Here is a 26,357-nt window from a genome sequence, read left to right as displayed (position 1 = left end):
GCCGCGTTTCGACAGCCCCGGTGACAGGGCCAGAGTAGCCGGTGGCGGATACTTGACCCCATGGCTTACGACGATCTCCGCTCGCTGCTCAGGGCCCTGGACCGCGAAGGCGACCTCAAGCGCATCAAGGCCGAAGTCGACCCGTATCTGGAGGTCGGGGAGATCGTCGACCGGGTGCAGAAGTCCGGTGGCCCGGCGCTGCTCTTCGAGAACGTCAAGGGCTCCGACATGCCGCTCGCGATGAACGTCTTCGGGACGGACCGGAGGCTGCTGAAGGCGCTGGGCCTGAAGTCGTACGACGAGATCAGCGCGAAGATCGGCGGGCTGCTGAGGCCCGAGCTGCCGCACGGCTTCGTGGGCGTACGGGAGGCCTTCGGCAAGCTGGGCGCGATGACGCACGTGCCGCCGAAGAAGGTCAAGGACGCGCCCGTGCAGGAGGTCGTGCTGCGCGGTGACGACGTGGACCTGGACCGGCTCCCGGCGCTCTTCACCTGGCCCAAGGACGGCGGCTCCTTCTTCAACCTGGGCCTGACCCACACCAAGCACCCCGAGAACGGCATCCGCAACCTCGGTCTGTACCGGCTCCAGCGCCATGACAAGCGCACCATCGGCATGCACTGGCAGATCCACAAGGACAGCCGCAACCACTACCAGGTCGCCGCGCGGCGCGGGGAGCGGCTGCCGGTGGCCATCGCCTTCGGTGCCCCGCCGGCCGTGACGTACGCCTCGACCGCGCCGCTGCCGGAGGACATCGACGAGTACCTGTTCGCCGGATTCCTCCAGGGCAAGCGGATCGAGATGGTCGACTGCAAGACCGTGCCGCTCCAGGTGCCCGCGCAGGCCGAGGTCGTGCTGGAGGGCTGGCTGGAGCCGGGCGAGATGCTCCCCGAGGGGCCGTTCGGCGACCACACCGGCTTCTACACCCCGCAGGAGCCGTTCCCGGCGCTGACGATCGACTGCGTGACGATGCGGAAGCGTCCGCTGCTCCAGTCGATCGTGGTCGGCCGCCCGCCGACCGAGGACGGACCGCTGGGCCGTGCGACGGAACGCTTCTTCCTGCCGCTGCTGAAGATCATCGTGCCGGACATCGTGGACTATCACCTGCCGGAGTCGGGCGGTTTCCACAACTGCGCGATCGTCTCGATCGAGAAGAAGTACCCGAAGCACGCGCAGAAGGTCATGCACGCCATCTGGGGCGCGCACATGATGTCGCTGACCAAGCTGATCGTGATCGTCGACGCCGACTGCGACGTCCGCAACATGCACGAGGTCTCCTGGCGAGCACTCGGCAACACCGACTACGCCCGTGACCTGACCGTCGTCGAAGGCCCGGTCGACCACCTCGACCACGCCTCCTACCAGCAGTTCTGGGGCGGCAAGGCGGGCATCGACGCGACGAGGAAGTGGCCCGAGGAGGGCTACACCCGCGACGGCGGCTGGCCGGACATGGTGGAGTCCGACCCGGCGACGGCCGCGCTGGTGGACCGCCGCTGGAAGGAGTACGGCCTGTGAGCCCCGTCGATGCCGGCGGCCCGGCCCTCTTCATCGGCACCGACACCGACTACGTGGCCCTGGTGCGCCCCGCGCTGGACCCGGCCGACCCGGGCGTGCGGGCCGCGGCCGCGGAGGCCGGCGTCCCGCCCGAGGAGTTCGCCGGCCCCGGGGACGTCTGGATGGTCATGGTCGAGACCGGCGGCGAGGGCGACGGCTTCGAGCTGCCCGGTGTGCGCGACGTGGAGCCCGCCGGCTTCGCCGGGACGCTGCGCGCCGAGCTCGCCGCCGCCTCCGGGCCGTTCACCGTCGACGGCGGGGCCGTGCTGCGCCTGGACGCCCGCCCGGCGGGCGCGAACGCCTGCGCGTTCACGGTGCGCGTCACCCCGCCCGACGACCCCGGCACCACGCTGACGGTGGAGACGGGCCCCGTGCCCACCGCCGGGCTCCTGGCCGATCTCGACGCGTTCCTCGGGAGTCTCGCGTGATGACGACCACCGACGGGGTCGTCGGCTCCGGCCCGGCGCCGCGCTCCACCGGCAAGGTGAAGGCCTTCCTGCGGCTGGTGATGATCGAGCACTCGGTCTTCGCGCTGCCCTTCGCGTACATCGCCTCCCTCACCGCGATGTACGAGCTCGACCGGACGATCGACTGGCCGACCCTGCTGCTGGTCACGGTCGCGATGGTGGGCCTGCGGACCTTCGCCATGGCCTGCAACCGGATCATCGACCGGGAGATCGACGCGCGGAACCCGCGCACCGCGGGACGCGAGCTGGTGACCGGAGCGGTGTCCGTGCGCTCGGCCTGGACCGGGGCGCTGGTGGCGCTGGCGGTCTTCCTGGGCGCGTCGGCCCTGCTGAACCCGCTGTGCCTGGCGCTCGCGCCGCTGGCCGTCGTGCCGATGGTGGTCTATCCGTACGGCAAGCGCTTCACCAACTACCCGCACGCCATCCTCGGCCTCGCCCAGGCCATCGGCCCGGTCGGCGCCTGGCTCGCGGTCACCGGGGCCTGGTCCTGGGACGCGGTCGTCCTGGGGCTCGCCGTCGGCGTCTGGATCGGCGGGTTCGACCTGATCTTCGCCTGCCAGGACGTCCAGGCCGACCGCGCCCACGGCGTGATGTCGGTCCCCGCCCGCTTCGGCATCCCGGCGGCGCTGTACGGCGCGCGGGCGTGCCACGTCGTGACGACCGCGCTGCTGGTCTGGTACGCCCTGGTCACGGACGCGGGCGCCTTCTTCTGGGCGGGCCTGGCCGTCGTGGCCGTCGCCTTCGTCTACGAGCACACCATCGTCCGGCCGCACGACCTGTCGCGCCTGAACCGGGCGTTCTTCACGACGAACGGCTTCATCGGGATCAGCCTCTTCGTGTGCGCGCTGATCGACCTGCTGGTGCGCGGGCTCACGGTCTGACGGTCCGGCGGAGGGCGCCGGACCGGGGTCAGACCGGTGTGAGCGCCGGTGCCCCGCGGGTGCGGCGGCGGAAGACGAAGGCCGCCGCCACCCCCGCCACCAGGCCGAAGAGGTGGCCCTGCCAGCTCACGCCGGACTGGGTGGGGGATATGCCGAGCAGGATCGTGCTGCCCCAGACGGCGCCGATCAGCAGGCCCACGCCGATGTCCAGCGCCTTGCGGTCCACGAAACCGCGGAACACCAGGTAGCCGAAGAGGCCGAAGATCAACCCCGACGCGCCCGCCGTGACGCTGTACGACGGGGAGACGAGCCACACGCCCAGCCCGTCGACGACCACGATCAGCGCGGCGACGGCCAGGAAGCGGCGGATGCCGCCGAGCGCCGCGAGGAAGCCGAGGACCAGCAGCGGCACGGTGTTCGCCGCGACGTGGCCGAAGCCGAAGTGCAGGAACGCCGCGGGGACGAGGTCGCGCAGCTCGGTGACCTCCCGCGGGCTGATGCCGTACCCGTCCAGGGCGTGGCCGGTCGCCAGGTCCACGGCCTCCAGCACCCACAGCAGCGCCACCCAGGCCAGCATCAGCTGCGCGGCCGCCCAGACCCGGCCGGCGCCGCTCCGTGCCCCGGGCTCGCGGCCCGTCGTCCCCGTCATCGCGGCCCCCTGCGGTATGGCGTGCTCCCACCTCGGGAAACGTCCGGGCACCTTGGCCGGTTCCCCGCCTGCCCGGCCGGATAGGCTCGGGCGCATGACTGTCGGCAAGCGCGTTCCCTGGGTCGTCGGGGTGTCCGGGGCGTCGGGGACGCCGTACGCCGCCGCGGTGCTGCGCGGCCTGCTCGCGGCGGGTGAGAGCGTGGACCTCGTGGTGTCCCGGGCCTCGCGGCTGACGCTGCTCGACGAGACCGGGATCGCCTTCCGCGACGCGCACTGGCGCGAGGACCTGCGGGAGTGGCTGGCGCGGGGCGCCGACGGCAAGCCCGGGACGTTCCCGGTGCGGGTGGACGACGTGCGGCACTGGGCGGCGGGCGACCTGGCCGCGGGGCCGTCGTCGGGTTCGTACCCCGTCAAGGGGATGCTGATCGTGCCCGCGTCCACCGCCGCCGTGGCCGGGGTGGCGCTGGGCCTGTCGAAGGACCTGCTGCAGCGGGCGGCGAGCGTGACGCTGAAGGAGCGGCGCCCCCTGGTGGTGGCGGTGCGGGAGACCCCGCTGAGCGGGCAGACGCTGAAGCACCTGGTGGCGCTGGACGAGGCGGGCGCGGTGGTCCTCCCGGCGTCCCCGGCGTTCTACGCGGGCGCGACCCACATCCAGGACCTGGTGGACTTCGTCGCCGGACGGGTGCTGGACGCGGCGGGCGTGCCGCACGGGCTGTACCGCCGTTGGAGAGGGGAGCTCGGGGCCTCCCGGAACGAATGACGGCGCCTCGCGGCGTTCCGTAAAGATGTGGTGCGGGGTGCCGACCTCGCATGCCTTAGATTGACACTCAAACGCGCGGTTTCGCTGACCAGATGGAAGGCTTCAGGCATATGGACGCCGTGGATAGGCAGCTCATCCAGGCCCTGCGGGAGAACGGCAGGGCCTCGTACGCCGAGCTCGGCCGGCTGGTCGGGCTCTCCGGGCCCTCCGTCACCGACCGCATCAACCGCCTGGAGGCGGCGGGCGTCATCACCGGCTACCGCGCCACCGTCGACTCCGCCTCCCTCGGCCTGGGCGTCACGGCACTGATTGGCATCTCGCTCTCGGACGCCGCCGATCACGAGGACGTGGCGCGCCGGCTGCGGGACCTCGCGGAGATCGAGGACTGCTGGTTCATCGCGGGCGACGACTCGTACATGCTCAAGGTGCGGGCGACGGACGTGGACGGCCTGGAGAAGACGATCCGGCGGCTGTCGGGCACGAAGGGCGTGTCCCGCACGCGCACCACCATCGTGCTGTCCACGAAGTGGGAGAACCGGGTCGGCGACCTGCCCGAGGAGGCGTGACGCACTGCCTCGACGGGGCTCCGCCCGCCTGCGGAAGGCGGGGGAGTACGGTGGGGCAGGCCCGATTGACACACGTATGGGAGGCGGCCTGACATGGACGCGGGGCTCAAGCGCGAGCTGGAGGAGAAGGTCCGGTCCGGGGAGCGGCTGACCCGCGAGGACGGCATCGCCCTCTACGAGTCGGACGACCTGGCCTGGCTCGGCGGTCTCGCCCACGAGGTGCGCACGCGCAAGAACGGCGACGTCGTGCACTTCAACGTCAACCGGCACCTCAACATGACGAACGTGTGCACGGCGTCGTGCGCGTACTGCTCGTTCCAGCGCAAGCCGGGCGAGAAGGACGCGTACACCATGCGCATCGAGGAGGCCGTCCGCCTCGCCAAGGCGATGGAGAACGACAACCTCACCGAGCTGCACATCGTCAACGGGCTCCACCCGAACCTGCCGTGGCGCTACTACCCGCGCTCCCTCAGCGAGTTGAAGAAGGCGCTGCCGAACGTCTCCCTGAAGGCGTTCACGGCGACCGAGATCCACCACTTCGAGACCATCTCCGGGCTGTCCGCCTCCGAGATCCTCGACGAGCTGATCGAGGCCGGCCTGGAGTCGCTGACCGGAGGCGGCGCGGAGATCTTCGACTGGGAAGTGCGCCAGCACATCGTGGACCACCGCACCCACTGGGAGGATTGGTCGCGGATCCACCGGCTCGCGCACGAGAAGGGGCTGAAGACCCCGTGCACGATGCTGTACGGCCACATCGAGGAGCCCCGCCACCGCGTGGACCACGTGCTGCGGCTGCGTGAGCTCCAGGACGAGACCGGCGGCTTCCAGGTCTTCATCCCGCTGCGCTACCAGCACGACTTCGTCGACATGCAGGACGGCAAGATCCGCAACCGCCTGCAGGCGCGCACCACCATGGCGACGGGCGCGGAGGCGCTGAAGACCTTCGCGGTCTCGCGGCTCCTCTTCGACAACGTCCAGCACGTCAAGGTCTTCTGGGTCATGCACGGCGTGCAGACCGCGCAGCTGGCGCTCCAGCACGGCGCCGACGACATGGACGGTTCGGTCGTCGAGTACAAGATCACGCACGACGCGGACAACTACGGCACCCCGAACAAGCTCAGCCGTGAGGACCTGCTGGAGCTGATCCGCGACGCCGGCTTCCGCCCGGTGGAGCGCAACACCCGCTACGAGATCATCCGCGAGTACCCGGGCCCGGACGCCGGCCGCCGGGAGACCCCGCAGCCGATGCGCGTCTGACCTGCCGCAACTCCGGCCCGTTCGTCCGCGCCCCGGGTGGGTACCCGGGGCGCATGGCCGGTCGTACGGGGACCGCCCCGGAGGACGCGTACACCGCCGAGCCCTTCGTGCCCGGGCGCGGCGGCATCGAGGCGCTGCGCGAGGCCGCCGCCGGGTGCCGGGGCTGCCCGCTGCACCGCGACGCCACGCAGACCGTGTTCGGCGCGGGGAACGCGCACGCCCGGGTGCTGCTCGTCGGCGAGCAGCCGGGCGACCAGGAGGACCGGCAGGGGGCGCCGTTCGTCGGGCCCGCGGGCAAGGTGCTGGCGCGGGCGCTGGCCGAGGCGGGGATCGACCCCGGCGACACGTACACCACCAACGCCGTCAAGCACTTCAAGTTCGAGATCGTCCCCGAGCGGGGCAAGCGCCGCATCCACAAGGCGCCCAGCCTGCGGGAGATGAGCGCCTGCAAGCCGTGGCTCGACGCGGAGGTGCGGCTCGTCGACCCGGAGATCATCGTCGCGCTCGGCGCGACCGCCGGGAAAGCGCTGCTCGGCTCCGGCTTCCGGGTGACCAGGCAGCGCGGCATGCTCCTGCCGTACGAGGACCGCGGCGAGACCCTGCTGGCCACCGTCCACCCGTCCGCCGTGCTGCGCGCGGACGACCGCGAGGCGGTCTACGCGGGGCTGGTGTCCGACCTGCGGATGGCCGCCCGGGCCCTGGGGTGAGTCGTCTACCGTCGAGGGCATGCCACTGACCTTCGCCCTCGACCCGCGTATCGACGCCGCCCTGCGCGACGGCGTCCTCCGCCTGTGGACGGACGTCTCCAACGCGGGCGGCTCCGTCGGCTTCGTCCCCCCGGTGGTCCCCGACGACGTCCGCCCGGAGTGGGTCAAGCACCTCGTCGCCATCGAGGAGGGCCGCACGCGCCTGCTGGCCGGGTACGACGAGGACGGGGCCGTCGCCGCCACCGCCTTCATCACGTACAACACGCACCGGTTGATGACCCACTGGGTGTGGCTCTACACGGTGATGGTGCACCCCCGCCACCAGGGCAAGGGGTACGGGCGGGACCTGATGGCCGCGACGGAGGCGGCCGTGCGCGGCTTCGGCGGCATCGAGGCGATACGGCTCACCTGCCGCGGCGGCACCGGCGTCGACCGGTTCTACGCCTCCTGCGGGTACAAGGAGGTCGGGCGCATCCCGGGCGCGATCCGGGTCGCCGAGGGTGACGACCGTGACGACATCATCATGTATCTGCCGCTCACCCCCTGAAATGATCCAAACGGCACGTGCTTCACTGGATGGGCAACCGAGCGAACAGGAAGAAGGAAGGCCCCGCCGTGTCCGCTGCCGCCTGGACGAGCGCCACCATCCGCTACACCCTCATGCGCTTCGGCATCTTCGCCGGCTGCTTCTTCGCCCTGTGGGGCCTGGTGTACGCCGGAGTCCTGCCGCGGGGGCTCGGTGACTCCAACCTCCTGTGGGTCCTGCTGCTCTCGATCGTCATCTCGGCGCCCCTCAGCTTCGTCCTGCTGCGCAAGCAGCGGGACGCGATGTCCGCGCAGATCGCGCCGAAGGTCGACGGCGTGAAGGCGCGGCTGGAGGCCAGCAGGTCCCAGGAGGACGCCACCGCGCAGTGAGCAGCGCCGTGACGTAGCCCACAGCCCGTCCGCACCCCCGTGCCGAAGCCGCGCTTCGCACGGGGGTGTTGGCGTTCATGGAGCAAGCCGACCCAAAGAAGTGCTTTGAGGGTCTCAAAGTACAAGTGTTAACGTGTTCGGCGTGAAGACAGCTGTGCGCCCCCGTGAAGCCATGAGCCTCCCGCTCGTGGCGCGCCTGCATGTCGATTTGTGCCGCTGTATGTCCGCGGTCTGTTGCCGCGAGGTCTGACCCGGCATCATGCAGCGGCGCCGCCTGAAGCGCGCGTGCGCCGCACCCACCCCATCCTGTCCCGTATTCCCCGATACGCCCTCACTGGAGTGTGTCCGTGTCCGCGTCCGCGAGCACCGAGAAGCCCGCCCGCCGCATATCCGTCCCCAAGGTGCCCTTCTGGGCCCAGATCGTCGCCGGTCTCGTGCTCGGCGTCGTCCTCGGCTGGGTCACCCGCACCTATGACGTGCAGTGGCTTTACACCACGCTCGACAAGGTGGGCCACATCTTCGTCCAGTTGCTGAAGCTGGCCGTCGCACCGCTCGTCTTCTTCGCCATCCTGGTGTCGATCACCAACCTGCGGAAGGTGAACAACGCCGCCCGCCTCGCGGGCCGCACCCTGCTCTGGTTCATGATCACATCGCTGATCGCCGTGGCCATCGGCCTCACGATCGGCCTGCTCACGAACCCGGGCGCGGGGACCGGTCTGACGCCGAAGGACGGCGAGAAGCCGGAACACGCCGGTTCCTGGCTGGACTTCCTCACCGGCATCGTCCCGACGGACGTCATCACGCCGTTCACCGAGCTGAACGTGCTGCAGATCGTCTTCATGGCCGCCGTCGCCGGCATCGCCGCCCTGAAGCTCGGTGACCGGGCCCAGCCGGTGCTCACGCTCAGCGAGTCCGTGCTGGAGCTGCTCCAGAAGGCCCTGTGGTGGGTCATCCGGCTCGCGCCGCTCGGCACCGTCGGCCTCATCGGCTACGCGATCGCCGACTACGGCTGGGACCTCATCGGCAAGTACGCCACCTTCACCGCCGACGTCTACATCGGTTGCGCCCTGGTGCTGTTCGGCGTCTACCCGCTGCTGCTGGCGACCGTCGCCAAGCTCAACCCGCTGCAGTTCTTCAAGGGCGCCTGGCCGGCCATCCAGCTCGCGTTCGTCTCCCGCTCGTCCGTCGGCACCATGCCGGTGACGGTCAAGGTCACCGAGCGTCTCGGCGTGCCGAAGGAGTACACCTCCTTCGCCGTCCCGTTCGGCGCCACGACGAAGATGGACGGCTGCGCCGCGATCTACCCGGCGCTCGCCGCGATCTTCATCGCGCAGATCTTCGACGTACAGCTGGGCATCGGCGACTACCTGCTCATCGCCTTCGTCTCGGTCATCGGCTCCGCGGCCACGGCCGGTCTGACCGGCGCGACGGTCATGCTGACGCTGACCCTCTCCACGCTGGGGCTGCCGCTGGAGGGCGTGGGCCTGCTGATGGCGATCGACCCGATCCTGGACATGATGCGCACGGCCACGAACGTCGCCGGCCAGGCCCTGGTCCCGGTCGTCGTCGCCGCCCGCGAGAAGATCCTCGACCTCGACGCGTACAACGCGGCCACCGCCTCCCCGGTCGACGAGGAGGACGAGGCGTTCGGCGTGCGCGAGGCCGAGCAGAAGGTGTCCGTGCCGGCCACCGCCTGACGCCCGCCCGCCCCTGTCGGTGCCCCCGGCCCCCCTCGCGTCCGAGCGGAGGGCCGGGGGCACCGGCGTGCGCGCCCGCACGCCTTAGGCTGTGTGGCTACCGAAGGGTAGGAGGTAGGGGCCGTGATGAGCACGGGAGCGGGTGCGAAGCCGAAGCGGATGCCGCGGGCCGTGCGCGAGCAGCAGATGATGGACGCGGCGGTACGGACCTTCGGGCAGCGGGGCTACCGGGCGGCGTCCATGGACGAGATCGCCGAACTGGCGGGCGTGTCCAAGCCGTTGGTGTACCTCTACCTGAACTCCAAGGAGGAGCTGTTCACGGCGTGCATCCGGCGGGAGGCCGCCGCTTTGGTCGCCGCCGTCCGCGCCGCGGTCCGGCCCGGGCTGCCGGCCGACCGGCAGCTGTGGGCGGGCCTGACGGCGTTCTTCACGCACACCGCCGAGAACCCCGACGGCTGGGCGATCCTGCACCGGCAGGCACGCACCCATGGCGAGCCGTTCGCCGCGGAGGTGGCGGCGATGCGCGACGACATCGCGGCGTTCGTCACCGAACTGATCGGTGCGGCCGCACGCGAGGCGCAGCAGGAGTCGTCCTTCGGCGACCGCGACGTGGCGGGCCTCGCCCAGGCGCTGGTCGGCGCGGCGGAGTCGCTCGCCGGGTGGGCGAACGAGACCCCGGGGGTCGCCGCGAAGGAGGCCGCGGCGACGCTGATGAACTTCGCCTGGACGGGGCTCGGGAACCTCATGGACGGGCAGCGCTGGTCACCGAGCCGGTGAGGTGGAAGGTCCAGCCGCCGCGCAGCTGGAGCGTTCCTTCGGTGGGGACGGCGGCGTACGTGACGGTGGCGGGCGGCCAGGGCGTGAGGGCGGTCCCGGAGCGGCCGTGAGGGGCCCCTCACCCGAATGAACCCGGCCGCCTTGCCCGCCGTGCGGACCGGGCGTCGCATGGAGTCATGTTCGTACGGACGACTTACGCGACAGGTGATCCGGCCACGCTCGACCAGGCCGTGCAGGCGCTGACCACGGAGGGCAGGGAGCGGCTGGAGGAGGAGGCCGGCTTCCGGGGCGCGGGGCTGTTCGTGGACCGGGAGCTCGGCAAGCTCATGACCGGGACGTGGTGGGCGGACGAGGAGGCGCTGCGGGCCGGCGCCGAGCGCATGGCGGAGCTGCGCTCACGGATGCTCGCACCCTTCGCGACGACGGTGACGGTCGACAACTGGGAGGCGGCGGTCGCCTCGCGACCCGAGTCGGCCGGCGAGGGCGCGTGCTTCAGGCTGGTCCGGATGGAGTTCGCTCCCTCCGACGCGGACCTCCTGGTGGACGCCTTCCAGAACGGCGCCCTGCCCAGGCTCCAGGCCATGCAGGGGTTCCTCGGCGGTTCGCTGCTCATCGACCGCGCCGGCGGGCGCGGCGCCGTGGGTGCGCTCTACGCCGACCGCGACAGCCTCGCGGCCTCCCGGGCCCCCGTGGCGGCCCTGCGCGGTGACGCGACGTCCAAGGCCCGGGCGACCGTGCGGTCGCTGGAGGAGTTCGAGGTCGCGATGCTGGTGGTCCGCCGCCCCTCCTCCTGACGGGCCGTCCGTGCGGCGGAGGCCTCGCCTCCTGACGGACCGTCCGCCCGGCGGACGGTCCGGCACCATGACCGCGTCAGAACACCACTCGCGCCGCCATCACCGCCGCCTGCGCGTCCGCGTCCCCCTCGCACACGATGCCTCCGCGCGGGGCACGACCGGAGAGATGGCGCAGCAGGGTGACGGCGTCCGCGTGGACGGTCACGGCGGGGGCGCCGCGGCCCAGGAGCCAGCGGCCCCCCGCCGGGCCCGCGAGGTCCAGGAGTGCCGGAGGGCCGTCCCAGCGCAGGGCGAGGTCCAGCACCACCTGGGCGACGACCTCGCCGTCGTGTTCACGCAGGACCAACTCCTGGCCGGTGGCGTCGCAGATGTCGACCCGGTGCATCCACGTGTCGCGGCTGATCAGCACCCGGGCCAGGTAGTCGAAGGAGTCCTCGGCGAGCTCCCTGGACTCGGGGAACAGCCGGCTCAGCCGTATCCGCCGCCGCACCGAGGGCGGGACGCGGTCCACCGCGCTTACGCCGCGCGGGCCGAAGCGGGCCAGCAGTGCGACCAGCCGGTGCGGCGGGACGGAGCGCCGGGCATCGACCTGGCACAGGTTGTGGCCGTGGAGCGGTGTCAGGTGCGGATACCGCCGCCGGGCCCGGAGCACCCGGCCTGCCATCAGCCACGGCCGCGACAACTCCTCGTACTGCGCCACCACATGAGCGGTGACGTCCCGCACGGTCCAGCCCTCGCAGGCGGTCCCGCGCGACCAGTCGCCGGGAGCCACCCGGCCCAGCGCGGCCGTCATCGCCCGGACCTCCGCGGCGTTCACCGCCCGCGCCCGCACGGGCGGCGTGCGGGGGACGGCGAGGGCGGACGCGATCGTGGGAGTGGCCATGGCGCGGCTCCTTGGGGGTACGCCCCGGGACACGATCCACGCTACGCCGGACGCCCGGCACCGCAACGCCGGCGGGATCCGCCCCCCGCGGACGTCGTCCCGGCCGGTGCGAGGGCCCTGCGCGCCGGGGCGCCCGCTTGCGGGAGTCACCCGGCCGGGTGAGAGTGGTTGCTGCAAGCCTGCACACCGTCGAGCCATGACTCCGGTGTCCCCGGGTGGCCCGCGCGGCCGCGCCGGCCAGCGGGGCACAGCAGCACACCACAGAGCGCACCTGGAACCCTCATGCCGAAGACCGCCCGGCGCCGCCTTTCCCGCTTCGTCGGTACCTCCTGCCTGGCCGCCGCGCTGGCACTGCCGGCAGGCGTCACCTCTGCCGTGGCCGCGCCCGGCGGCGCCGTCACCGGGTCCGTCACCTCCTTGCCCGCCCAGCCCTCTCCGCCGCCGCCGGATCCGCCTGATCCGCCTCCGCCGCCGCCGGATCCACCCGATCCGCCTCCGCCGCCGCCAGATCCGCCGGATCCGCCGGATCCGCCGGATCCGCCCGATCCACCTCCCCCGCCGCCGGATCCGCCGGATCCACCTGATCCGCCCGATCCGCCGCCACCACCCGAGGACCCCCCGGAGTCACCGCCGCAGCTGACCCCTGAGGAGGAGAAGGACCTCCGGAACCGGATCGCCGAGCTCGACGTGCAAGGGGAAGTGAAGGACGAACTCGGCGACACGCTGGAGAAGGTGCGGGCCGCGCTCAAGGACCCCGGTACGTCGCCGAAGGACAAGGCCGGTCTCCACAGGGTCCTCACGCAGATGGCCTCGACGCTGAGGACCATTCAGGACTCCGGCACGACACCGGAGGAGAAGGCCCAGCTCACGACGATCGTGGCGGGGATGACCGAGGCGCTGAGAGGGGCCCTGGACCCGGAGACCCCGGAGGAGGACAAGAAGTCGTACAAGAGGATCGGGTGGCTGATGGTCGACGCGATGAAGGGTCTCGAGGCGGCGGACATGCCGCCGGAGACGCGCGCTCTCACCCTCGCACACCTGGGGTCGGCCAGCGCTGGACTGACGGCCCTTCAGTCCCCGCAGTCCAGGCCGGAGAAGCCCCAGGACCAGGTGAGGATCAGAAAGGTCCTGGAGGAGAACTTCGCCTCGGTGAAGTCGTTGCAGAGCCCCGACTCCAAGCAGCGGAACCGGGCCAAGGGGAAGCTGAACCGGCTGCACGGCTCCCTCACGGATCCGAAGCACCGGCAGTTCGTCGAGGAGCTCAAGCGTCTCAAGGCGCCGGCCGCCTGCCTCACCTCGGTGGAGAACCGGACCCGCGAGGCCGGCTGGACGGACGGATCCCTCTGGGGCGTGAAGGACCAGTCCTGCGCCGACACGGTGTCCGCGGGCGCGGCCGACGCGAGCAGCGCGTGGAGCCCGCTGTTCCGGTGCCTGGAGCAGAAGGCGTTCTCCCAGTGCACGGGGACCGTTCCCAAGGAGTGACGGCGCACGGCCGGGCCGGGCCCCGGCCCTCCGTGCGGAAGGGCCCTCGCGGCGAGGCCGCGGGGGCCCTTCCCGCGCGGGGGAGCCGGCGGGACCGATGAGTTCCGCCCGCCGCGCCGGTCCACCCTCCCGACGACCCACCGAAGGAGCAGCACCATGACCACCACGGTGTACACCGGCGCCAGCATGTCCCTCGACGGGTACATCTCCGGCCCCGACGAGACGGGCTTCGACAAGCTGTTCAAGTGGTACGACAACGGCGACGTGACGGTCCGGACCACCCACCCCGAGCTGACCTTCCGGCTCACCGAGGTGAGCGCCACGCACTGGCGGCGGCTCGTGCGGGAGACCGGGGCGCTCGTCGTGGGGCGGAAGCTGTTCGACCTGACCGACGGGTGGGGCGGCAACCATCCGATGGGCGTGCCCGTCGTCGTGGTCACCCACACGGTGCCGGACGGCTGGCCCCGCGAAGGGGCGCCGTTCCACTTCGTCACCGAGGGGGTGGAGGCCGCCGTCGCGCTGGCGCGCGAGCTCGCCGGGGACCGGAACGTGGGCGTCAACGCGGGCACCATCGCCCAGCAGTGCCTCGACGCGGGACTCCTGGACGAGGTCGGCATCGACCTGGTGCCGGTGCTGCTCGGCGGCGGGACGCCGTTCTTCACGGACCTCAAGGGCGCGCCGTACGAGCTGGAGGGGCCCGTCTCCGTCGCGGAGGGCACGGACGTGACGCACCTGCGCTACCGGGTGCGTCCCGCATAAACGATTGTGCGACGGCACCGCGCCGGGTGATCTTTGGGCGGTGCCGACCCGGAAACAGACCGCCCTGAGCAGGCCCATGGTGCTCCTTCTGGCCGTTGCCTGCGGAGTGGCGGTCGGCAACCTTTACTTCCCGCAGGCCGTCACCCCCCTCGTCGCCGCCGGTCTGGGCGTACCGGCCGACACGGCCGCGCTCGTCGTGACGGCGGCGCAGTTCGGGTACGCGGCCGGCATCTTCCTCCTCGTACCGCTCGGCGACCGCGTGCCGCACCGCCCGCTGATCGCCACGCTGCTCGGGGTCAGCGGCGCGGGCCTGCTCGCGGCGAGCGCCGCGCCGGGCCTGGGGGCGCTCGCCGGGCTGAGCGTGCTGATCGGCGTGACCACCGTCGTCGCGCCGCTCGTCGCGCCCATGGCCGCCGGGCTGGTGCCGGAGGAGCGACGCGGGGCCGTCACCGGCACGCTGCTGGCGGGCTCCATCGGCGGCATGCTGCTCTCCCGGGCCGCCGGCGGGGCGCTCGGCGAGTGGCTGGGCTGGCGGGCGCCCTACGTGCTCGCCGCGGCCGCCTCCCTGACCGTCGCGGCGGTACTGGCCCGCACCCTGCCGACGACCGGGCCCGCGGCACGGCAGCCGTACCCGCAACTGCTCGCCGCCACGCTGCGCCTGCTGCGGGACGAGCCGGAGCTGCGGCGCTCCTGCCTCTACCAGGCGACGGTCTTCGGCGCGTTCACCGCCGTGTGGACCGGTGCGGCGCTGCTGCTGACGGGGCCGGCGTACGGGTTCGGCGCCCAGGCCGTCGGTGTCCTCGCGCTCGTCAACGTCGCCACCATGCTGGCCACCCCGGCCGCGGGGCGCCGCGTCGACCGGCGGGGCCCCGACGCGGTCAACCTCGTCTGCTTCCTCGCCGTCGTCCTCTCCGCCGCCGTCCTCGCCGTGGGCGGCCTGGGCGGGGCGGTGGGCCTTGCGGCCCTGGCACTGGGCACCCTGCTCCTCGACGTCGCGATGCAGTCCGGCATGGTCGCGAACCAGGTGCGGATCTGGGCCCTGCGCCCCGAGGCGCGCAGCCGCCTCAACACCGCCTACATGGTGTGCGCGTTCCTCGGCGGCGGCTTCGGCTCGTGGGCCGCCACGCGCGCGTACACCCACGTGGGCTGGCCGGGCGTGAGCGCGCTGGTCGCGGTCCTGGCCGGCCTGGGCCTGGCCCGCCACCTGCTGCGGCGGACCTAGGGTCTGTCGTCCGCGCAGTCCCGTCCGCCCTGCGGGCGGAGAACGCTCCTTTTCGGGCACTCCCCAAGCTGCACGGGTGAACCGACACCTGCGCTTCGAACTCCTGCACAACTTCCGCGACGTGGGCGGGTACCGCACCGCGGACGGCCGCACCGTCCGGTGGGGCAGGCTGTACCGCGCCGACTCGCTCGGCAAACTCCGCGGTGACGACTGGGACCGGTTCCTGGAGCTCGGCGTCGGAACCGTCATCGACCTGCGGTACGACTGGGAGATCGCCGCCAAGGGGCGCGTACCCGAGCACCCCACGCTCACGTACCACCACCTGAGCATCGAGCACCGCCCGTACGACCAGGCCGCGCTCGGTCCCGGTGTCGAGACCGGCCCGTACCTGGCCGAGCGGTACCTGGAGGTCGCTCACGACGGCGTGAAGGAGCTGCGCCGCGCCCTCGAGGTGATCGCCGGCGCGCACGACCGGCCGGCGGTCTTCCACTGCGCGTCCGGCAAGGACCGCACCGGGCTGCTGGCGGCGCTGGTCCTGGGGCTGCTGGGGGTCCCCGAGGAGGACATCGTCGAGGACTTCACCCTCACACGGCTCGCCACCGCACGGCTGGTCGCCGACTGGCGGGCAGCCCACCCGGGCCGCGAGCTGACCTGGCCCGGCTACGGAACGGCGCCCGCCGCAGCGGCGGCAGCGAGCGGCGGCGGTAGCGTGGAGGCATGCGCGGGGACCCGGTCGCGCCGGAGCCGGTGACGCTGTTCCTCTGCGGCGACGTGATGCTCGGGCGCGGCATCGACCAGATCCTGCCCCACCCCGGGGACCCCACTCTGTGGGAGGAGTACATCCGGGACGCCCGCGCGTACGTCGAGCTCGCCGAAGCGGTGAACGGCCCCGTCCCCCGGCCGGTCGACTGGACCTGGCCCTGGGGTGATGCCCTGGCGCTGCTCGACGGCGCCGCCCCCGACGCCCGCGTGCTGAACCTGGAGACCGCCGTCACGCGCAGCGACGACCACGCGGAGGACAAGCCCGTCCTGTACCGCATGCACCCCGGCAACCTGCCCTGCCTCGCCGCCGCCCGCCCCGACGTGTGCGTCCTGGCCAACAACCACGTGCTGGACTTCGGGCGGCGGGGCCTGCGGGAGACGCTCGACGTGCTCGCGGGCGGCGGGCTGCGCGCGGCCGGCGCAGGGCGGGACGCCGAGGAGGCGTGGCGGCCCGCGGCCGTCCCGCTGGCGCGCGGCGGGCGGGTGCTGGTGTTCTCGTTCGGGATGCCGTCCAGCGGCGTGCCCGGGGAGTGGGCCGCCGGACCGGACCGGCCGGGCGTGGCCTGGGTCGCCGAGCCGTCCGACGCCGCCGCGGCGGGGGTCGTCCGCCGCGTGCGCGACGAGAAGCGGCCGGGCGACGTGGTCGTCGCGTCCGTCCACTGGGGTTCCAACTGGGGCTACGGCGTCCCGCGGGCGCACACCCGCTTCGCGCACGCCCTGGCCGACGGCGGCGTCGACGTCGTGCACGGGCACTCGTCGCACCACCCGCGGCCGCTGGAGCTGTACCGGGGCAAACTGATCCTCTACGGCTGCGGCGACTTCGTCGACGACTACGAGGGCATCACCGGTTACGAGCCGTACCGCGACGACCTGCGCCCGCTGTACTTCGTCTCGGTGGAGCCGGGCACCGGCCGTCTCACCGGACTGCGCATGCCGGTCCTGCGGTCGAGCCGCCTGCGTCTCGGGCCCGCCCCGCACGCGGACCGCGCCTGGCTGCGCACCACCCTCGACCGGGTCAGCCAGGGGTACGGCGTGCGGGTCGGCCTGGCCCCGGACGGGGCGCTCGTGCCGGCCGGCGCCTGAGGAGAAGGGCCTGCGGCCGGCGGCCGCACCGGAACGCGGCGGCCGCACAAAAAGGCTCCTTGGGTACTGCTAAGTCGTGCGCGATCGCCGACCCGGGCAACTTAGGCCGGGGTGACGTTCTCCGCCTGCGGACCCTTCGGGCCCTGGGTGACGTCGAAGTTCACGACCTGGTTCTCCTCGAGGGAGCGGAAACCAGAGGCGTTGATCGCGGAGTAGTGGACGAAGACATCCGGGCCGCCGCCGTCCTGGGCGATGAAGCCGAAGCCCTTTTCAGCGTTGAACCACTTGACGGTTCCGGTAGCCATAAGCCCTCCTATGGGCCAAAGGGTTGCCCTGCTCCAGAACCTGCCAAACAAGTCTGAAAACTACAAAAGCCTGCGGGTCACATGCTCCGCAGGCTCTGTACTGCAAGGGAAACCAAACTGCAACTTGCGCCGAGCGTAGCACGCACCCTCCCGGAAGCGGTAGAGGGAAAGATCACGTCACCCGGATGTTTGAATCATTCGGCGGTGCTGACGCGCCACCCCGCCTCATCGGCGGCACCTCGCGGGTCTAGCCTCGGGATGTGGACAATTCAGCCGACGGTCACCAGCAGCGGAGCCGCCCGCGCGTCGGGCACATCCAGTTCCTGAACTGCATGCCCCTGTACTGGGGCCTCGCCCGCACCGGAACGCTCCTCGATCTGGAGCTGACGAAGGACACCCCGGAGAAGCTCAGCGAGCAGCTGGTGCGCGGCGACCTCGACATCGGCCCGGTCACCCTCGTCGAGTACCTGCGACACGCCGACGACCTCGTCGCCTTCCCCGACCTCGCCGTGGGCTGCGACGGCCCGGTCATGTCCTGCGTGATCGTCTCCCAGCGGCCGCTGGAGGACCTGCACGGGGCGCGCGTCGCCCTCGGCTCGACCTCCCGCACGTCGGTCCGCCTGGCGCAGCTGCTGCTCGCCGAGCGGTACGGCGTCGCGCCCGACTACTACACCTGCCCGCCCGACCTCGGCGTGATGATGCAGGAGGCGGACGCGGCGGTGCTGATCGGGGACGCCGCCCTGCGGGCCTCGCTGCACGACGCGCCGAGGCTGGGCCTCCAGGTCCACGACCTCGGGCTCATGTGGAAGGAATGGACGGGTCTGCCGTTCGTCTTCGCGGTGTGGGCGGTCCGCAAGGAGTACCTGGCGCTCGAACCGCAGGTGACGCGCCGGGTGCACGAGGCATTCCTGGCCTCGCGCGACCTGTCGCTGGAAGAGGTCGCGAAGGTGGCCGAGCAGGCCGCCCGCTGGGAGGCCTTCGACGCGCGGCTGCTGGAGCGGTACTTCACGACGCTGGACTTCCGTTTCGGTCCGGACCAGCTCGCCGGCGTACGGGAATTCGCCCGCCGGACCGGACCGGACACCGGTTTTCCGGCGGACGTGCGCGTCGAGTTGCTGGAAGCCGTACAGCACGCGTAATTCGTACGCTCCGTACCGCCTGTACGCCGTGCTCGGGAATTCCCGGCGACGGGAGGGAGAACGGCCCGCGTCGGTCCGGTGCCGTTTCCGTCGTCCCGGGATATCCGCGCGGGCGGGGTGTGCCGCGGTGCGTACGCGACCAGTATGTGTCCGGACGGACAGCACGGTGAATCGGGGGAGGACGGCATGCAGCCGCTGGAAGCGGGGGAACCGGGGGCCATCGGCCCCTACCGGCTGCTCGGCAGGCTCGGGGCGGGCGGAATGGGCCGGGTGTACCTCGCGCGCAGCGAGGGCGGCCGGACCGTGGCGGTGAAGGTCGTGCACCCGCACTTCGCGCTCGACGAGGAGTTCCGGGCACGCTTCCGGCGCGAGGTGGACGCGGCGCGGCGGGTCGGGGGGCAGTGGACCGCGCCGGTGCTCGACGCCGACCCGGACGCCCCCGTTCCCTGGGTGGCGACCGGGTACGTCAGCGGGCCGCCGCTCGCCCGCGCCGTCGCCGCGCACGGGCCCCTGCCCGCGGCCCCGGTCCGGGCACTGGGCGCCGGACTCGCGGAGGCGCTGACCGCCGTGCACGGCCTCGGGCTCGTCCACCGCGACGTGAAGCCGTCGAACGTGCTGCTCGCCCTCGACGGACCGCGCCTCATCGACTTCGGCATCGCCCGCGCCACCGACGGCACCGCCTCCCTCACCTCCACCGGCGTCTCGGTCGGCTCACCGGGCTACATGGCGCCCGAGCAGATCCTCGGCAGGGGCGTGACCGGCGCGGCGGACGTCTTCTCGCTCGGCGCGGTCCTGGCGTACGCGGCGACCGGCGAGGCGCCCTTCACCGGCGACTCCTCGGCGGCGCTGCTGTACAAGGTCGTCCACGAGGAGCCGGAGCTGGGCAGCACCCTCGGCGGCGAGCTGCGGGAGCTGGTCACGGCCTGCCTGGCCAAGGACCCGGCCGCCCGCCCCGTGCCCGCCGAGGTCGCCCGCCGGCTGGCGCCGGACGGGGCGGCCGCGCTGGTCGCCGGCGGCTGGCTGCCGGGCCCGCTGGTCGCCCAGCTCAGCCGGGAGGCGGTGCGGCTCCTCGACCTGGAGCCGGCAGCGGCCGACCCGTCGGCGGCCGGCTCGGGGCCGGTGCCGTTCAGCAGCCCCGCGGTGGCGCCCGCCGGTGTCTTCGGGCCGCCGGTCGATCCGCCGGGGCCGTTCGACCGGGTGCCGACGGTGGGCGCGGTGCCCCCGCCCCGGACGCCCGTGTCCCTGTCGGTCAGCACGACCTCCGAGCCTGCCGCAGCCGGCCGCGGCCGCCGGCTCAGCTGCACGGTGGCGTTCGCCGTCGCGGGCGCGCTGGCGGCGGTGACGCTGAGCGGCGCGTTCCTCCTGGACCTGCTCCCGGGCGGCGGCGACGGCCCGCACGACACGGCCCGGCCCCCGGCGCAGAGCACCGCCCCGGGGGACACCTCCCCGGGCGGCGGCGCGGGGAACGCCGTGCCGAAGGAGTTCCTCGGCACGTGGAAGGGTCCCTTCACGATGGAGGTCTTCGGCACCGAGGTGCCGGGCGGCTCGTTCACCGTGGTGGTCAAGGGCGGCAGGCCCGGCACCGGGATCGGTACCGTCAACCAGCTCGACGCCATCGGCAACTTCGTGTGCGAGGACAAGCTGGTGCTCCGCAGCGCCACCCCCACGGCGCTGGTCGCCGAGGGCTCGTCCAGCGGCAGGCCCGGCAACAAGTGCACGGGTGACAAGCACACGGTGAAGCTGACGCTCAAGGGGAAGCAGCTCGTCTACACCTCGGACGAGGCGCGGGCCGGCAACCCGCGGGCCCTGCTGGACAAGGCGGGGTGATTGGGGGACCGGCGGGCACCCCACCGCCCCGAAACCCGCCGGAGGCGCTGGCGTAGGCTGGTTCGGTCCGTCCAGAACCCTGCCGAAAGGGACACACCCGGTGACCGAGAAGGCCGACCTCCAGTCCGTTCTCGACCGCGCCGCCGAGGGTGGGCGGATCACCCCCGAGGAGGCGCTCGACCTCTACCGGTCGGCTCCCCTCCACGCGCTCGGTGCGGCGGCGGACGCGGTGCGGCGGCGGCGCTACGCCGGTACGGAGCACATCGCCACGTACATCATCGAGCGCAACATCAACTACACGAACGTGTGCGTCACCGCGTGCAAGTTCTGCGCCTTCTACGCGCCGCCGAAGGACACCGCCAAGGGCTGGACCCGGGACCTCGACGACATCCTGCGCCGCTGCGCGGAGACCGTGGAGCTCGGCGGCACGCAGATCATGTTCCAGGGCGGGCACCACCCGGACTACGGCGTCGAGTACTACGAGAAGCACTTCGCGGCCATCAAGAAGGAGTTCCCGCAGCTCGTCATCCACTCGCTGGGCGCCAGCGAGGTGGAGCACATGGCCCGGATCTCCGGCGTCTCCGTCGAGGAGGCCATCACCCGCATCCACGCCGCCGGCCTCGACTCCTTCGCGGGCGCCGGCGCCGAGCTGCTGCCCGAGCGGCCGCGCAAGGCGATCGCGCCGCTCAAGGAGTCCGGCGAGCGGTGGCTGGAGATCATGGAGATCGCCCACAACCTGGGGGTGGAGTCCACCTCCACGATGCTCATGGGCACCGGCGAGACGAACGCCGAGCGGATCGAGCACCTGCGCATGATCCGTGACGTCCAGGACCGCACGGGCGGCTTCCGCGCCTTCATCCCGTACACGTACCAGCCCGAGAACAACCACCTGAAGGGCCGTACGCAGGCCACCCTCTTCGAGTACCTGCGCATGATCGCCGTCGCGCGGCTCTTCATGGACAACATCGCCCACATCCAGGGCTCCTGGCTCACCACGGGCAAGGAGATCGGGCAACTGACCCTGCACTACGGCGCGGACGATCTGGGGTCCATCATGCTGGAGGAGAACGTCGTCTCGTCGGCGGGCGCGAAGCACCGCTCCAACCTGCGCGAGATGATCGACATGATCCGCACCGCCGACCGCGTCCCGGCACAGCGCACGACGACGTACGAGCACATCCTCGTCCACGACGACCCGGCGAACGACCCGGTCGACGAGCGCGTCGCCTCGCACATCTCGTCCACCGCCATCGAGGGTGGCACCGCCCACCCCGAGCTGAAGCTGCTGAGCGCGAACTGAGCCGGCCGTGCTGACGATCCACGTCGCCGAAGCCACGCCCGGGGCGGCGGTCCTGGCCGACGGCGCGCGCATCGCCGCCGTCGGCCCGTACGAGGAGCTCGCCGCCGCGCACCCGCAGGCGCGGGTGCGGCGGTGGCCCGGCATCCTCACACCCGGACTGCTCAACCCGTACGGGCCCGAGCTCCTGGAGCAGGCGTACCACCCCGACCCGCGCGAGGCGGACCGGCTCGGCACCGAACCGCTCACCGGGGAGCGCGCCCAGGCGCTGTTCCGCGCCGACGCGTCCCTGCGGGGCGCCAGCGCACGGCGCGGGGTGCAGCGGATGCTGGCGCACGGCACGGTCGCCGTCGCCGGTGAACTGCGCTCCCGCGCGGCCCTGGACGCGGTGCGGCGGGCCGGGCTCGCCGTGGGCGGACGCCCGCCGGTGCTGCCGGGGCCGCCGTCCTTCTCCCCGGTGCCGCTCGTCCTGCTGCCGGCCCTCGCGGCGGGCGGCCCCGCCCGCTTCGCCGTCTTCGACGTGCCGGACCGCACCGAGCTGGTGCGGCGCGGCGCCTCCACGTGCGTGGCCACCGTGCTCGGCGGGCGGCTGGTGTACCGGAGGGCGTAGGGCGTGTCCTCCGGATCCCGCCGGGCTCCCGCGGCCCGGTCCGGAGGACATCCGGGCCCTCCAGGTCCGGGGACCCGGGTGCCTGCTTGAATGGGTGCGTGACCCGAGCCAGCCTGGACAAGAAGCCGCACGAAGTCGCCTCGATGTTCGACGACGTGGCGGCGAACTACGACCTCACCAACGACGTGCTCTCGCTCGGCCAGGACCGGCGGTGGCGCAAGGAGGTCGCCAAGGCGGTCGACGCCCGGCCCGGGCAGAAGGTCCTCGACCTGGCGGCCGGCACCGGCACCTCGTCCCTGCCGTTCGCGCGCACCGGGGCGTACGTCGTGCCGTGCGACTTCTCGCTCGGCATGCTGCGCGAGGGCAAGCGGCGCCACCCGTGGCTGCCGCTGACGGCGGGCGACGCGACGCGGCTGCCCTTCCGGGACGAGTCGTTCGACGCGGTGACCATCTCCTTCGGGCTGCGCAACGTCCAGGACACCGACGCGGCGCTGCGCGAGCTGTACCGGGTCACCAAGCCGGGCGGACGGGTCGTCATCTGCGAGTTCTCGCACCCCACCTGGGCACCCTTCCGGACGGTGTACGAGGAGTACCTGATGCGCGCGCTGCCGCCGGTGGCCCGCGCCGTCTCGTCCAGCCCGGACGCGTACGTGTACCTCGCCGAGTCCATCCAGAGCTGGCCCGACCAGGCCGTCCTCGCCGGCCTCCTGCAGAAGGCCGGCTGGTCGAAGGTGGCCTGGCGGAACCTGACGGGCGGGATCGTGGCCCTGCACCGGGGTACGAAGTCGGCATAGCGCCCGGCGAGTTGACGGGGAGTCGGCAACCGGCAAGATGGGTCGCTGTCGTTCCCCGTCCCTCCTCCACCCGGAGCACCCATGGCGTCGTACTGCCCGCACTGCGGGACCCCGTCCGCGGACGAGGCGCGCTTCTGCACGAAGTGCGGGCGGGAGCGGCTGCCCGTGCCGCCGGTGGCCCCGCCTCCCGCGGCGCCTCCGGCCGGCCCCCCGCCGCCCGCGTACGCCCCTGGCGCCCCCGCCCCCGAGCCCGCGCAGCCGACGGCCGTCGGGCTGTTCCTCGGCCGGGCCCTGCGCGGCGACTGGGCGTCCGCGGCGAAGGCCGTCGCCTGGCCGGTCGCCCTGCTGCTGGTGCTCGCCGTGGCGGCGGCGGTCCCGTCGTACGGCCAGGAGGACGAGGTCGTCGTCGGCTGGAGCGACCGGCTGCGGATCGCGTTGGCACTGCTGCTCCAGGCGTTCGGCGGCGGCTTCGGGGTCGCGGCGTCCGGCGGACGGCCCCACGGCGGCGGGTACGGCTACGGCGACGGTGACGCCTTCGGGCAGGACGGTGCCTTCGCGCAGGGCGGCGCCGAACTCTCCCTGGTACCGCTGACCGTCACCGCCCTGTGGGCCGCCGCGGTGTACGTGGGGGCGCGGCGGCTTCGGTCGCGGGGCGAAGGCGCCGACGTGGCCGTGCGCACCGGGTTGCTCGGCGGCGGCGTGGTGCTGGTGCTCGGGCTGTTCGCCCGGCCCGAGGTGGCCGGGGTGGAGGTGTCCTCCTCCGCTCCGCTCGCCGCGCTGGGCGCGCTCGTCCTGACCGCCGCGGTGAGCGCCGGGGTCCTGGGCCGCGACACCCTGGAGCGGTACGCGCCGCTGCGGGCGCTCGGCACGGCCGTGCGGGTGCTGGGGGTGCTGGTGGCGGTGTGCGCGGTCGTCGGCTTCGTCGCCTGCGCGAACGGCGACGACGTGGACGGCCGGGCGCTGCTGCTCACCCTGCCCGTCCTGCCCAACATCGGCCTCGCGGTGCTCGGCCTGAGCTGGGGCGTACCGGTGGAGTACGACCTCCAGGGCCGCTTCGACCTGGTCGGGCCGACCGTCGGGCACGGCGGCGTCGGCCTGCCGGAGATCGGTGACGAGCTGGGCGCGGGCGCGGTGGCCGGGCTCGTCGCCCTCGGGGTGGCGGCCGCGCTGACGCTCGGCCTGTGGGCGGCCCGCCGTACGCCCGACCGGTCCGCGCACCTGCTCACGGCCGGCTGCTTCCTGGGCCTGTACCTGCTGCTGACCGCGGTGAGCGGGGTGTCGGGCCGGGTGTCGGGGGCGGTGGACGGCTTCGGCGGCCAGGGCGCCTACGAGGTCGCCCCGAGCGGCGCGGACGCGCTGCTGTTCGGCCTGCTGTGGACGTCCGCCGCGACGCTCGCCGCGCCCGCGCTCCTGCGCGTGCTGCACCGCGCCCCGTCCGCGGTGACCGCCCCGGCGCCGCCGCCCGCGGCGTACCCGGCCGGCCCGGCCGCGTATCCGCAGGCCCCGTCCGCGTTCCCCGCCGCGGAGACCCCGGAGACCCCGGAGACCCCGGAGGCCCCGGTGATGCCCGCCGCCCCGGAGGCCCCGGCCGCCCTGGCCGCACCTGCCGTCCCGGTGATGCCCGCCGTCCCGCAGGCCCCGGTGGTGCCCGCCGCCCCGGCCGCCTCGGAGGTGCCCGCCGTCCCGCAGGCCCCGGTGGTGCCCGCCGCCCCGCAGGCCCCGGCTGCTCCTGCCGCTCCTCCCGCCCCGCAGGCTCCCCTCGCCCCGCAAGCCCCGGCCGGGGTTTCCGGGCCGGCGGACCCGCGGCCCGGCACCCGGCGCGTCGGGATGTGGGTGGCCGTGCTCGCGGGGGCGTTCGTCGTCGGGGGCGGCGCCACCGCCGGGGCGCTCCTCCTGCGGGACGGCGGGGCCCCGTCACCCGTCGGGGCGGCGCCCTCCGCCACGGCCGGGGGCACCGCGTCGCCCGGCCCGACGGCGGGCGACGCGAAACCCGCCCCCGCGCCCTCCCGGACACCCTCCCCGGCCCCCTCCGCCACGGCCACCCCGGTCGACGACCCCGTCGGTGCCACGCCGCCCGCCGTCCCCGAGGGCTACCGGCTCGTGTCCGACACCGCCGGGTTCAGCTTCGCCGTCCCCTCCGTCTGGGACCGCGTCAAGGAGGAGCCCAAGGGCCAGATCACCTACGCCGGGTCCACCGGTATGGCGCACTTCCTCGTCGGCGTGATCCACGACGCCCCGTACACCTCGCTGGAGAACCTCACCACCCTGGAGGCCAACTCCCGCAAGAGGAACGCCGGGTACCAGCGGCTGCGCCTGGAGGCCAACACCTTCCAGGGCCGGCCCGGCGCGATCTGGGAGTACACGTACACCGACGAGGGCGGGCGGACGATCCACGCCGTCGACCAGTCGTACATCGCCGCGGACGGCACCGAGTACGCCGTCTACTTCACCGCGCAGGAGGACGCCTGGGACACCGCCCGTGAGACGTTCCAGGTGGCCCTGGACACCTGGACGCTCAACGACGTGGACTGACGCGCCGGCAGGTCCGGCCGCGTCAGGCGGCGGTCAGGGGGAGGCGGAAGCAGTACCCCTCCTGCCCGCCGCTGCCGGGGATGGCGTACGTCTCCGCCCGGGTCATCCCGAGCCGCCGGGCCACCGCCATCGACCGCGTGTTGCGGGTGTTCACCATGGCGACCACCCGCTCGACCCCCGCCGCCCGCAGCCGCTCCAGGGTGGCGCGGGCGGCGGCCGTCGCGTACCCCTTGCCCCAGGCGGACCGTGCCAGCCGCCAGCCGATCTCTATCTCCCCGGCCGGCCCCCAGGCGTGCGGCCACGGCTGCGCGCCCGTGAAGCCGATGACCTCGCCGCCCTCGTCCAGCAGGGTCCACAGGCAGAAGCCGTGCTCGGCGTCGTGCCGGCGCTGGCGGGCGGTGAACTCGTGGTAGACGGACAGCTCGGCCGGCCCGCCCTGGAAGAACTCCATGACCTCGGGATCGTCGAAGACCCGGTGCCAGGCGTACGCGTCCTCGTCCGTCGGTACGCGCAGGCGGACAACGGGCTCGACGGCGCCGGGAAGCAGCTCAGTCATCGGGGTGGCCCTTCGGGTCGGTGATCCGTACGTCCCCCTAGACTGCACATGACCTGTGCCGTCCGGTACGCAATTTCGAGTATTC

At 73.1% G+C, this 26,357-nt stretch carries 27 protein-coding genes; 23 read left to right on the top strand and 4 right to left on the bottom strand.

The genetic code is table 11. From position 1 onward, the window contains the following. Positions 1-60: 60 nt before the first annotated feature. The 3 genes from IH00_RS0124710 to mqnP are packed head-to-tail and all read left to right on the top strand — an operon-like array spanning position 61 to position 2,899. Positions 61-1,512, top strand: a complete 1,452-nt coding sequence (locus IH00_RS0124710) for a menaquinone biosynthesis decarboxylase (protein WP_031077180.1) — start codon at positions 61-63, stop codon at positions 1,510-1,512. Further along, entirely contained in the window at positions 1,509-1,979 is a 471-nt protein-coding gene (locus IH00_RS0124705) for a hypothetical protein (protein WP_031077178.1), read from the top strand. The genes IH00_RS0124710 and IH00_RS0124705 overlap by 4 nt, the downstream gene beginning before the upstream one ends. Further along, positions 1,979-2,899 carry a menaquinone biosynthesis prenyltransferase MqnP gene (gene mqnP / locus IH00_RS0124700; RefSeq protein ID WP_031077177.1) on the top strand — a complete coding sequence of 307 codons (921 nt, stop codon included), beginning with the start codon at positions 1,979-1,981 and terminating at the stop codon, positions 2,897-2,899. The genes IH00_RS0124705 and mqnP overlap by 1 nt, the downstream gene beginning before the upstream one ends. A gap of 28 nt (positions 2,900-2,927) precedes the next feature. Here the strand turns inward: mqnP and IH00_RS0124695 are convergent, their stop codons facing one another. Continuing rightward, positions 2,928-3,548 carry a rhomboid family intramembrane serine protease gene (locus IH00_RS0124695; protein WP_031077175.1) on the bottom strand — a complete coding sequence of 207 codons (621 nt, stop codon included), beginning with the start codon at positions 3,546-3,548 and terminating at the stop codon, positions 2,928-2,930. 94 nt (positions 3,549-3,642) lie between these two features. On the opposite strand from IH00_RS0124695, the gene IH00_RS0124690 reads away from it, so the two are divergent. The 9 genes from IH00_RS0124690 to IH00_RS0124650 all read left to right on the top strand — a co-directional run bounded on the left by IH00_RS0124690 (position 3,643) and on the right by IH00_RS0124650 (position 11,021). Continuing rightward, entirely contained in the window at positions 3,643-4,308 is a 666-nt protein-coding gene (locus IH00_RS0124690) for a UbiX family flavin prenyltransferase (RefSeq protein ID WP_031077174.1), read from the top strand. Between the two features lie 110 nt (positions 4,309-4,418). Beyond that, the gene (locus tag IH00_RS0124685; protein ID WP_031077173.1) at positions 4,419-4,874 is read left to right on the top strand and encodes an Lrp/AsnC family transcriptional regulator; all 456 of its coding nucleotides are present in this window, start codon (positions 4,419-4,421) and stop codon (positions 4,872-4,874) included. A gap of 93 nt (positions 4,875-4,967) precedes the next feature. Further along, a complete protein-coding gene (mqnE, locus tag IH00_RS0124680; protein WP_031077172.1) occupies positions 4,968-6,131 on the top strand; it encodes an aminofutalosine synthase MqnE in 1,164 nt (387 codons plus the stop codon). A 53-nt stretch (positions 6,132-6,184) separates the two neighbouring features. After that, on the top strand, positions 6,185-6,838 hold the full coding sequence (locus tag IH00_RS0124675; protein ID WP_031077171.1) for a UdgX family uracil-DNA binding protein: 654 nt from the start codon (positions 6,185-6,187) through the stop codon (positions 6,836-6,838). A gap of 19 nt (positions 6,839-6,857) precedes the next feature. Continuing rightward, positions 6,858-7,385, top strand: a complete 528-nt coding sequence (locus IH00_RS0124670; RefSeq protein WP_031077168.1) for a GNAT family N-acetyltransferase — start codon at positions 6,858-6,860, stop codon at positions 7,383-7,385. A gap of 113 nt (positions 7,386-7,498) precedes the next feature. After that, the gene (locus tag IH00_RS0124665; RefSeq protein WP_234334949.1) at positions 7,499-7,753 is read left to right on the top strand and encodes a DUF4229 domain-containing protein; all 255 of its coding nucleotides are present in this window, start codon (positions 7,499-7,501) and stop codon (positions 7,751-7,753) included. A 347-nt stretch (positions 7,754-8,100) separates the two neighbouring features. After that, entirely contained in the window at positions 8,101-9,450 is a 1,350-nt protein-coding gene (locus IH00_RS0124660) for a dicarboxylate/amino acid:cation symporter (RefSeq protein ID WP_420710917.1), read from the top strand. Between the two features lie 126 nt (positions 9,451-9,576). Next, on the top strand, positions 9,577-10,227 hold the full coding sequence (locus IH00_RS0124655; RefSeq protein WP_031077161.1) for a TetR/AcrR family transcriptional regulator: 651 nt from the start codon (positions 9,577-9,579) through the stop codon (positions 10,225-10,227). A gap of 176 nt (positions 10,228-10,403) precedes the next feature. After that, on the top strand, positions 10,404-11,021 hold the full coding sequence (locus IH00_RS0124650) for a hypothetical protein (protein ID WP_031077158.1): 618 nt from the start codon (positions 10,404-10,406) through the stop codon (positions 11,019-11,021). Between the two features lie 76 nt (positions 11,022-11,097). Here the strand turns inward: IH00_RS0124650 and IH00_RS0124645 are convergent, their stop codons facing one another. After that, positions 11,098-11,904, bottom strand: a complete 807-nt coding sequence (locus IH00_RS0124645) for a maleylpyruvate isomerase family mycothiol-dependent enzyme (RefSeq protein WP_031077156.1) — start codon at positions 11,902-11,904, stop codon at positions 11,098-11,100. Positions 11,905-12,603: 699 nt separating this feature from the next. On the opposite strand from IH00_RS0124645, the gene IH00_RS0124635 reads away from it, so the two are divergent. From IH00_RS0124635 to IH00_RS0124615, 5 genes are all read left to right on the top strand, one after another. Continuing rightward, positions 12,604-13,386, top strand: coding sequence for a hypothetical protein (locus IH00_RS0124635; protein WP_031077153.1), 783 nt, complete (start codon positions 12,604-12,606; stop codon positions 13,384-13,386). 156 nt (positions 13,387-13,542) lie between these two features. Beyond that, positions 13,543-14,145 (top strand): dihydrofolate reductase family protein, encoded by a 603-nt coding sequence (locus IH00_RS0124630; RefSeq protein ID WP_031077150.1) that lies wholly within the window; start codon positions 13,543-13,545, stop codon positions 14,143-14,145. 76 nt (positions 14,146-14,221) lie between these two features. Then, complete coding sequence (locus IH00_RS0124625) at positions 14,222-15,367, top strand: MFS transporter (RefSeq protein ID WP_031077147.1); 1,146 nt, start codon at positions 14,222-14,224, stop codon at positions 15,365-15,367. A 76-nt stretch (positions 15,368-15,443) separates the two neighbouring features. Next, positions 15,444-16,118 (top strand): tyrosine-protein phosphatase, encoded by a 675-nt coding sequence (locus tag IH00_RS0124620; protein WP_078887932.1) that lies wholly within the window; start codon positions 15,444-15,446, stop codon positions 16,116-16,118. Next, positions 16,085-17,212 (top strand): CapA family protein, encoded by a 1,128-nt coding sequence (locus tag IH00_RS0124615; RefSeq protein ID WP_031077144.1) that lies wholly within the window; start codon positions 16,085-16,087, stop codon positions 17,210-17,212. Before IH00_RS0124620 ends, IH00_RS0124615 begins: the two co-directional genes overlap by 34 nt. A gap of 101 nt (positions 17,213-17,313) precedes the next feature. Here IH00_RS0124615 and IH00_RS0124610 read toward each other — a convergent pair whose 3' ends face one another. Beyond that, complete coding sequence (locus tag IH00_RS0124610; protein ID WP_003967102.1) at positions 17,314-17,517, bottom strand: cold-shock protein; 204 nt, start codon at positions 17,515-17,517, stop codon at positions 17,314-17,316. Between the two features lie 260 nt (positions 17,518-17,777). On the opposite strand from IH00_RS0124610, the gene IH00_RS0124605 reads away from it, so the two are divergent. The 6 genes from IH00_RS0124605 to IH00_RS37665 all read left to right on the top strand — a co-directional run bounded on the left by IH00_RS0124605 (position 17,778) and on the right by IH00_RS37665 (position 25,716). Further along, complete coding sequence (locus IH00_RS0124605; RefSeq protein WP_031077142.1) at positions 17,778-18,656, top strand: menaquinone biosynthetic enzyme MqnA/MqnD family protein; 879 nt, start codon at positions 17,778-17,780, stop codon at positions 18,654-18,656. Between the two features lie 186 nt (positions 18,657-18,842). After that, positions 18,843-20,483, top strand: coding sequence for a serine/threonine-protein kinase (locus IH00_RS0124600; RefSeq protein WP_031077139.1), 1,641 nt, complete (start codon positions 18,843-18,845; stop codon positions 20,481-20,483). A 100-nt stretch (positions 20,484-20,583) separates the two neighbouring features. Continuing rightward, a complete protein-coding gene (mqnC, locus tag IH00_RS0124595; protein ID WP_031077137.1) occupies positions 20,584-21,783 on the top strand; it encodes a cyclic dehypoxanthinyl futalosine synthase in 1,200 nt (399 codons plus the stop codon). Between the two features lie 7 nt (positions 21,784-21,790). Beyond that, a complete protein-coding gene (locus IH00_RS0124590; RefSeq protein ID WP_031077135.1) occupies positions 21,791-22,390 on the top strand; it encodes an imidazolonepropionase-like domain-containing protein in 600 nt (199 codons plus the stop codon). A 98-nt stretch (positions 22,391-22,488) separates the two neighbouring features. Next, a complete protein-coding gene (locus IH00_RS0124585) occupies positions 22,489-23,184 on the top strand; it encodes a demethylmenaquinone methyltransferase (protein WP_031077132.1) in 696 nt (231 codons plus the stop codon). An 81-nt stretch (positions 23,185-23,265) separates the two neighbouring features. Beyond that, complete coding sequence (locus tag IH00_RS37665) at positions 23,266-25,716, top strand: zinc-ribbon domain-containing protein (RefSeq protein WP_039947383.1); 2,451 nt, start codon at positions 23,266-23,268, stop codon at positions 25,714-25,716. Positions 25,717-25,738: 22 nt separating this feature from the next. On the opposite strand, the gene IH00_RS0124575 is transcribed toward IH00_RS37665, so the two are convergent. Then, a complete protein-coding gene (locus IH00_RS0124575; RefSeq protein ID WP_031077128.1) occupies positions 25,739-26,272 on the bottom strand; it encodes a GNAT family N-acetyltransferase in 534 nt (177 codons plus the stop codon). Positions 26,273-26,357 lie beyond the last annotated feature (85 nt).

This window comes from Streptomyces sp. NRRL S-118 (assembly GCF_000716335.1).
Lineage (GTDB): Bacteria > Actinomycetota > Actinomycetes > Streptomycetales > Streptomycetaceae > Streptomyces.
The sequence above is the reverse complement of the archived record's forward strand: the minus strand, read 5'-3'. Positions and strand labels throughout refer to the sequence as shown.

Coding starts and splice junctions, on each gene's coding strand:
- IH00_RS0124710 (WP_031077180.1), top strand. CDS start 61: ATGGCTTACGACGATCTCCGCTCGCTGCTCAGGGCCCTGGACCGCGAA.
- mqnP (WP_031077177.1), top strand. CDS start 1,979: ATGACGACCACCGACGGGGTCGTCGGCTCCGGCCCGGCGCCGCGCTCC.
- IH00_RS0124695 (WP_031077175.1), bottom strand. CDS start 3,548: ATGACGGGGACGACGGGCCGCGAGCCCGGGGCACGGAGCGGCGCCGGC.
- IH00_RS0124690 (WP_031077174.1), top strand. CDS start 3,643: ATGACTGTCGGCAAGCGCGTTCCCTGGGTCGTCGGGGTGTCCGGGGCG.
- IH00_RS0124685 (WP_031077173.1), top strand. CDS start 4,419: ATGGACGCCGTGGATAGGCAGCTCATCCAGGCCCTGCGGGAGAACGGC.
- mqnE (WP_031077172.1), top strand. CDS start 4,968: ATGGACGCGGGGCTCAAGCGCGAGCTGGAGGAGAAGGTCCGGTCCGGG.
- IH00_RS0124675 (WP_031077171.1), top strand. CDS start 6,185: ATGGCCGGTCGTACGGGGACCGCCCCGGAGGACGCGTACACCGCCGAG.
- IH00_RS0124670 (WP_031077168.1), top strand. CDS start 6,858: ATGCCACTGACCTTCGCCCTCGACCCGCGTATCGACGCCGCCCTGCGC.
- IH00_RS0124665 (WP_234334949.1), top strand. CDS start 7,499: ATGCGCTTCGGCATCTTCGCCGGCTGCTTCTTCGCCCTGTGGGGCCTG.
- IH00_RS0124655 (WP_031077161.1), top strand. CDS start 9,577: ATGAGCACGGGAGCGGGTGCGAAGCCGAAGCGGATGCCGCGGGCCGTG.
- IH00_RS0124650 (WP_031077158.1), top strand. CDS start 10,404: ATGTTCGTACGGACGACTTACGCGACAGGTGATCCGGCCACGCTCGAC.
- IH00_RS0124645 (WP_031077156.1), bottom strand. CDS start 11,904: ATGGCCACTCCCACGATCGCGTCCGCCCTCGCCGTCCCCCGCACGCCG.
- IH00_RS0124630 (WP_031077150.1), top strand. CDS start 13,543: ATGACCACCACGGTGTACACCGGCGCCAGCATGTCCCTCGACGGGTAC.
- IH00_RS0124625 (WP_031077147.1), top strand. CDS start 14,222: ATGGTGCTCCTTCTGGCCGTTGCCTGCGGAGTGGCGGTCGGCAACCTT.
- IH00_RS0124615 (WP_031077144.1), top strand. CDS start 16,085: ATGCGCGGGGACCCGGTCGCGCCGGAGCCGGTGACGCTGTTCCTCTGC.
- IH00_RS0124610 (WP_003967102.1), bottom strand. CDS start 17,517: ATGGCTACCGGAACCGTCAAGTGGTTCAACGCTGAAAAGGGCTTCGGC.
- IH00_RS0124600 (WP_031077139.1), top strand. CDS start 18,843: ATGCAGCCGCTGGAAGCGGGGGAACCGGGGGCCATCGGCCCCTACCGG.
- IH00_RS37665 (WP_039947383.1), top strand. CDS start 23,266: ATGGCGTCGTACTGCCCGCACTGCGGGACCCCGTCCGCGGACGAGGCG.
- IH00_RS0124575 (WP_031077128.1), bottom strand. CDS start 26,272: ATGACTGAGCTGCTTCCCGGCGCCGTCGAGCCCGTTGTCCGCCTGCGC.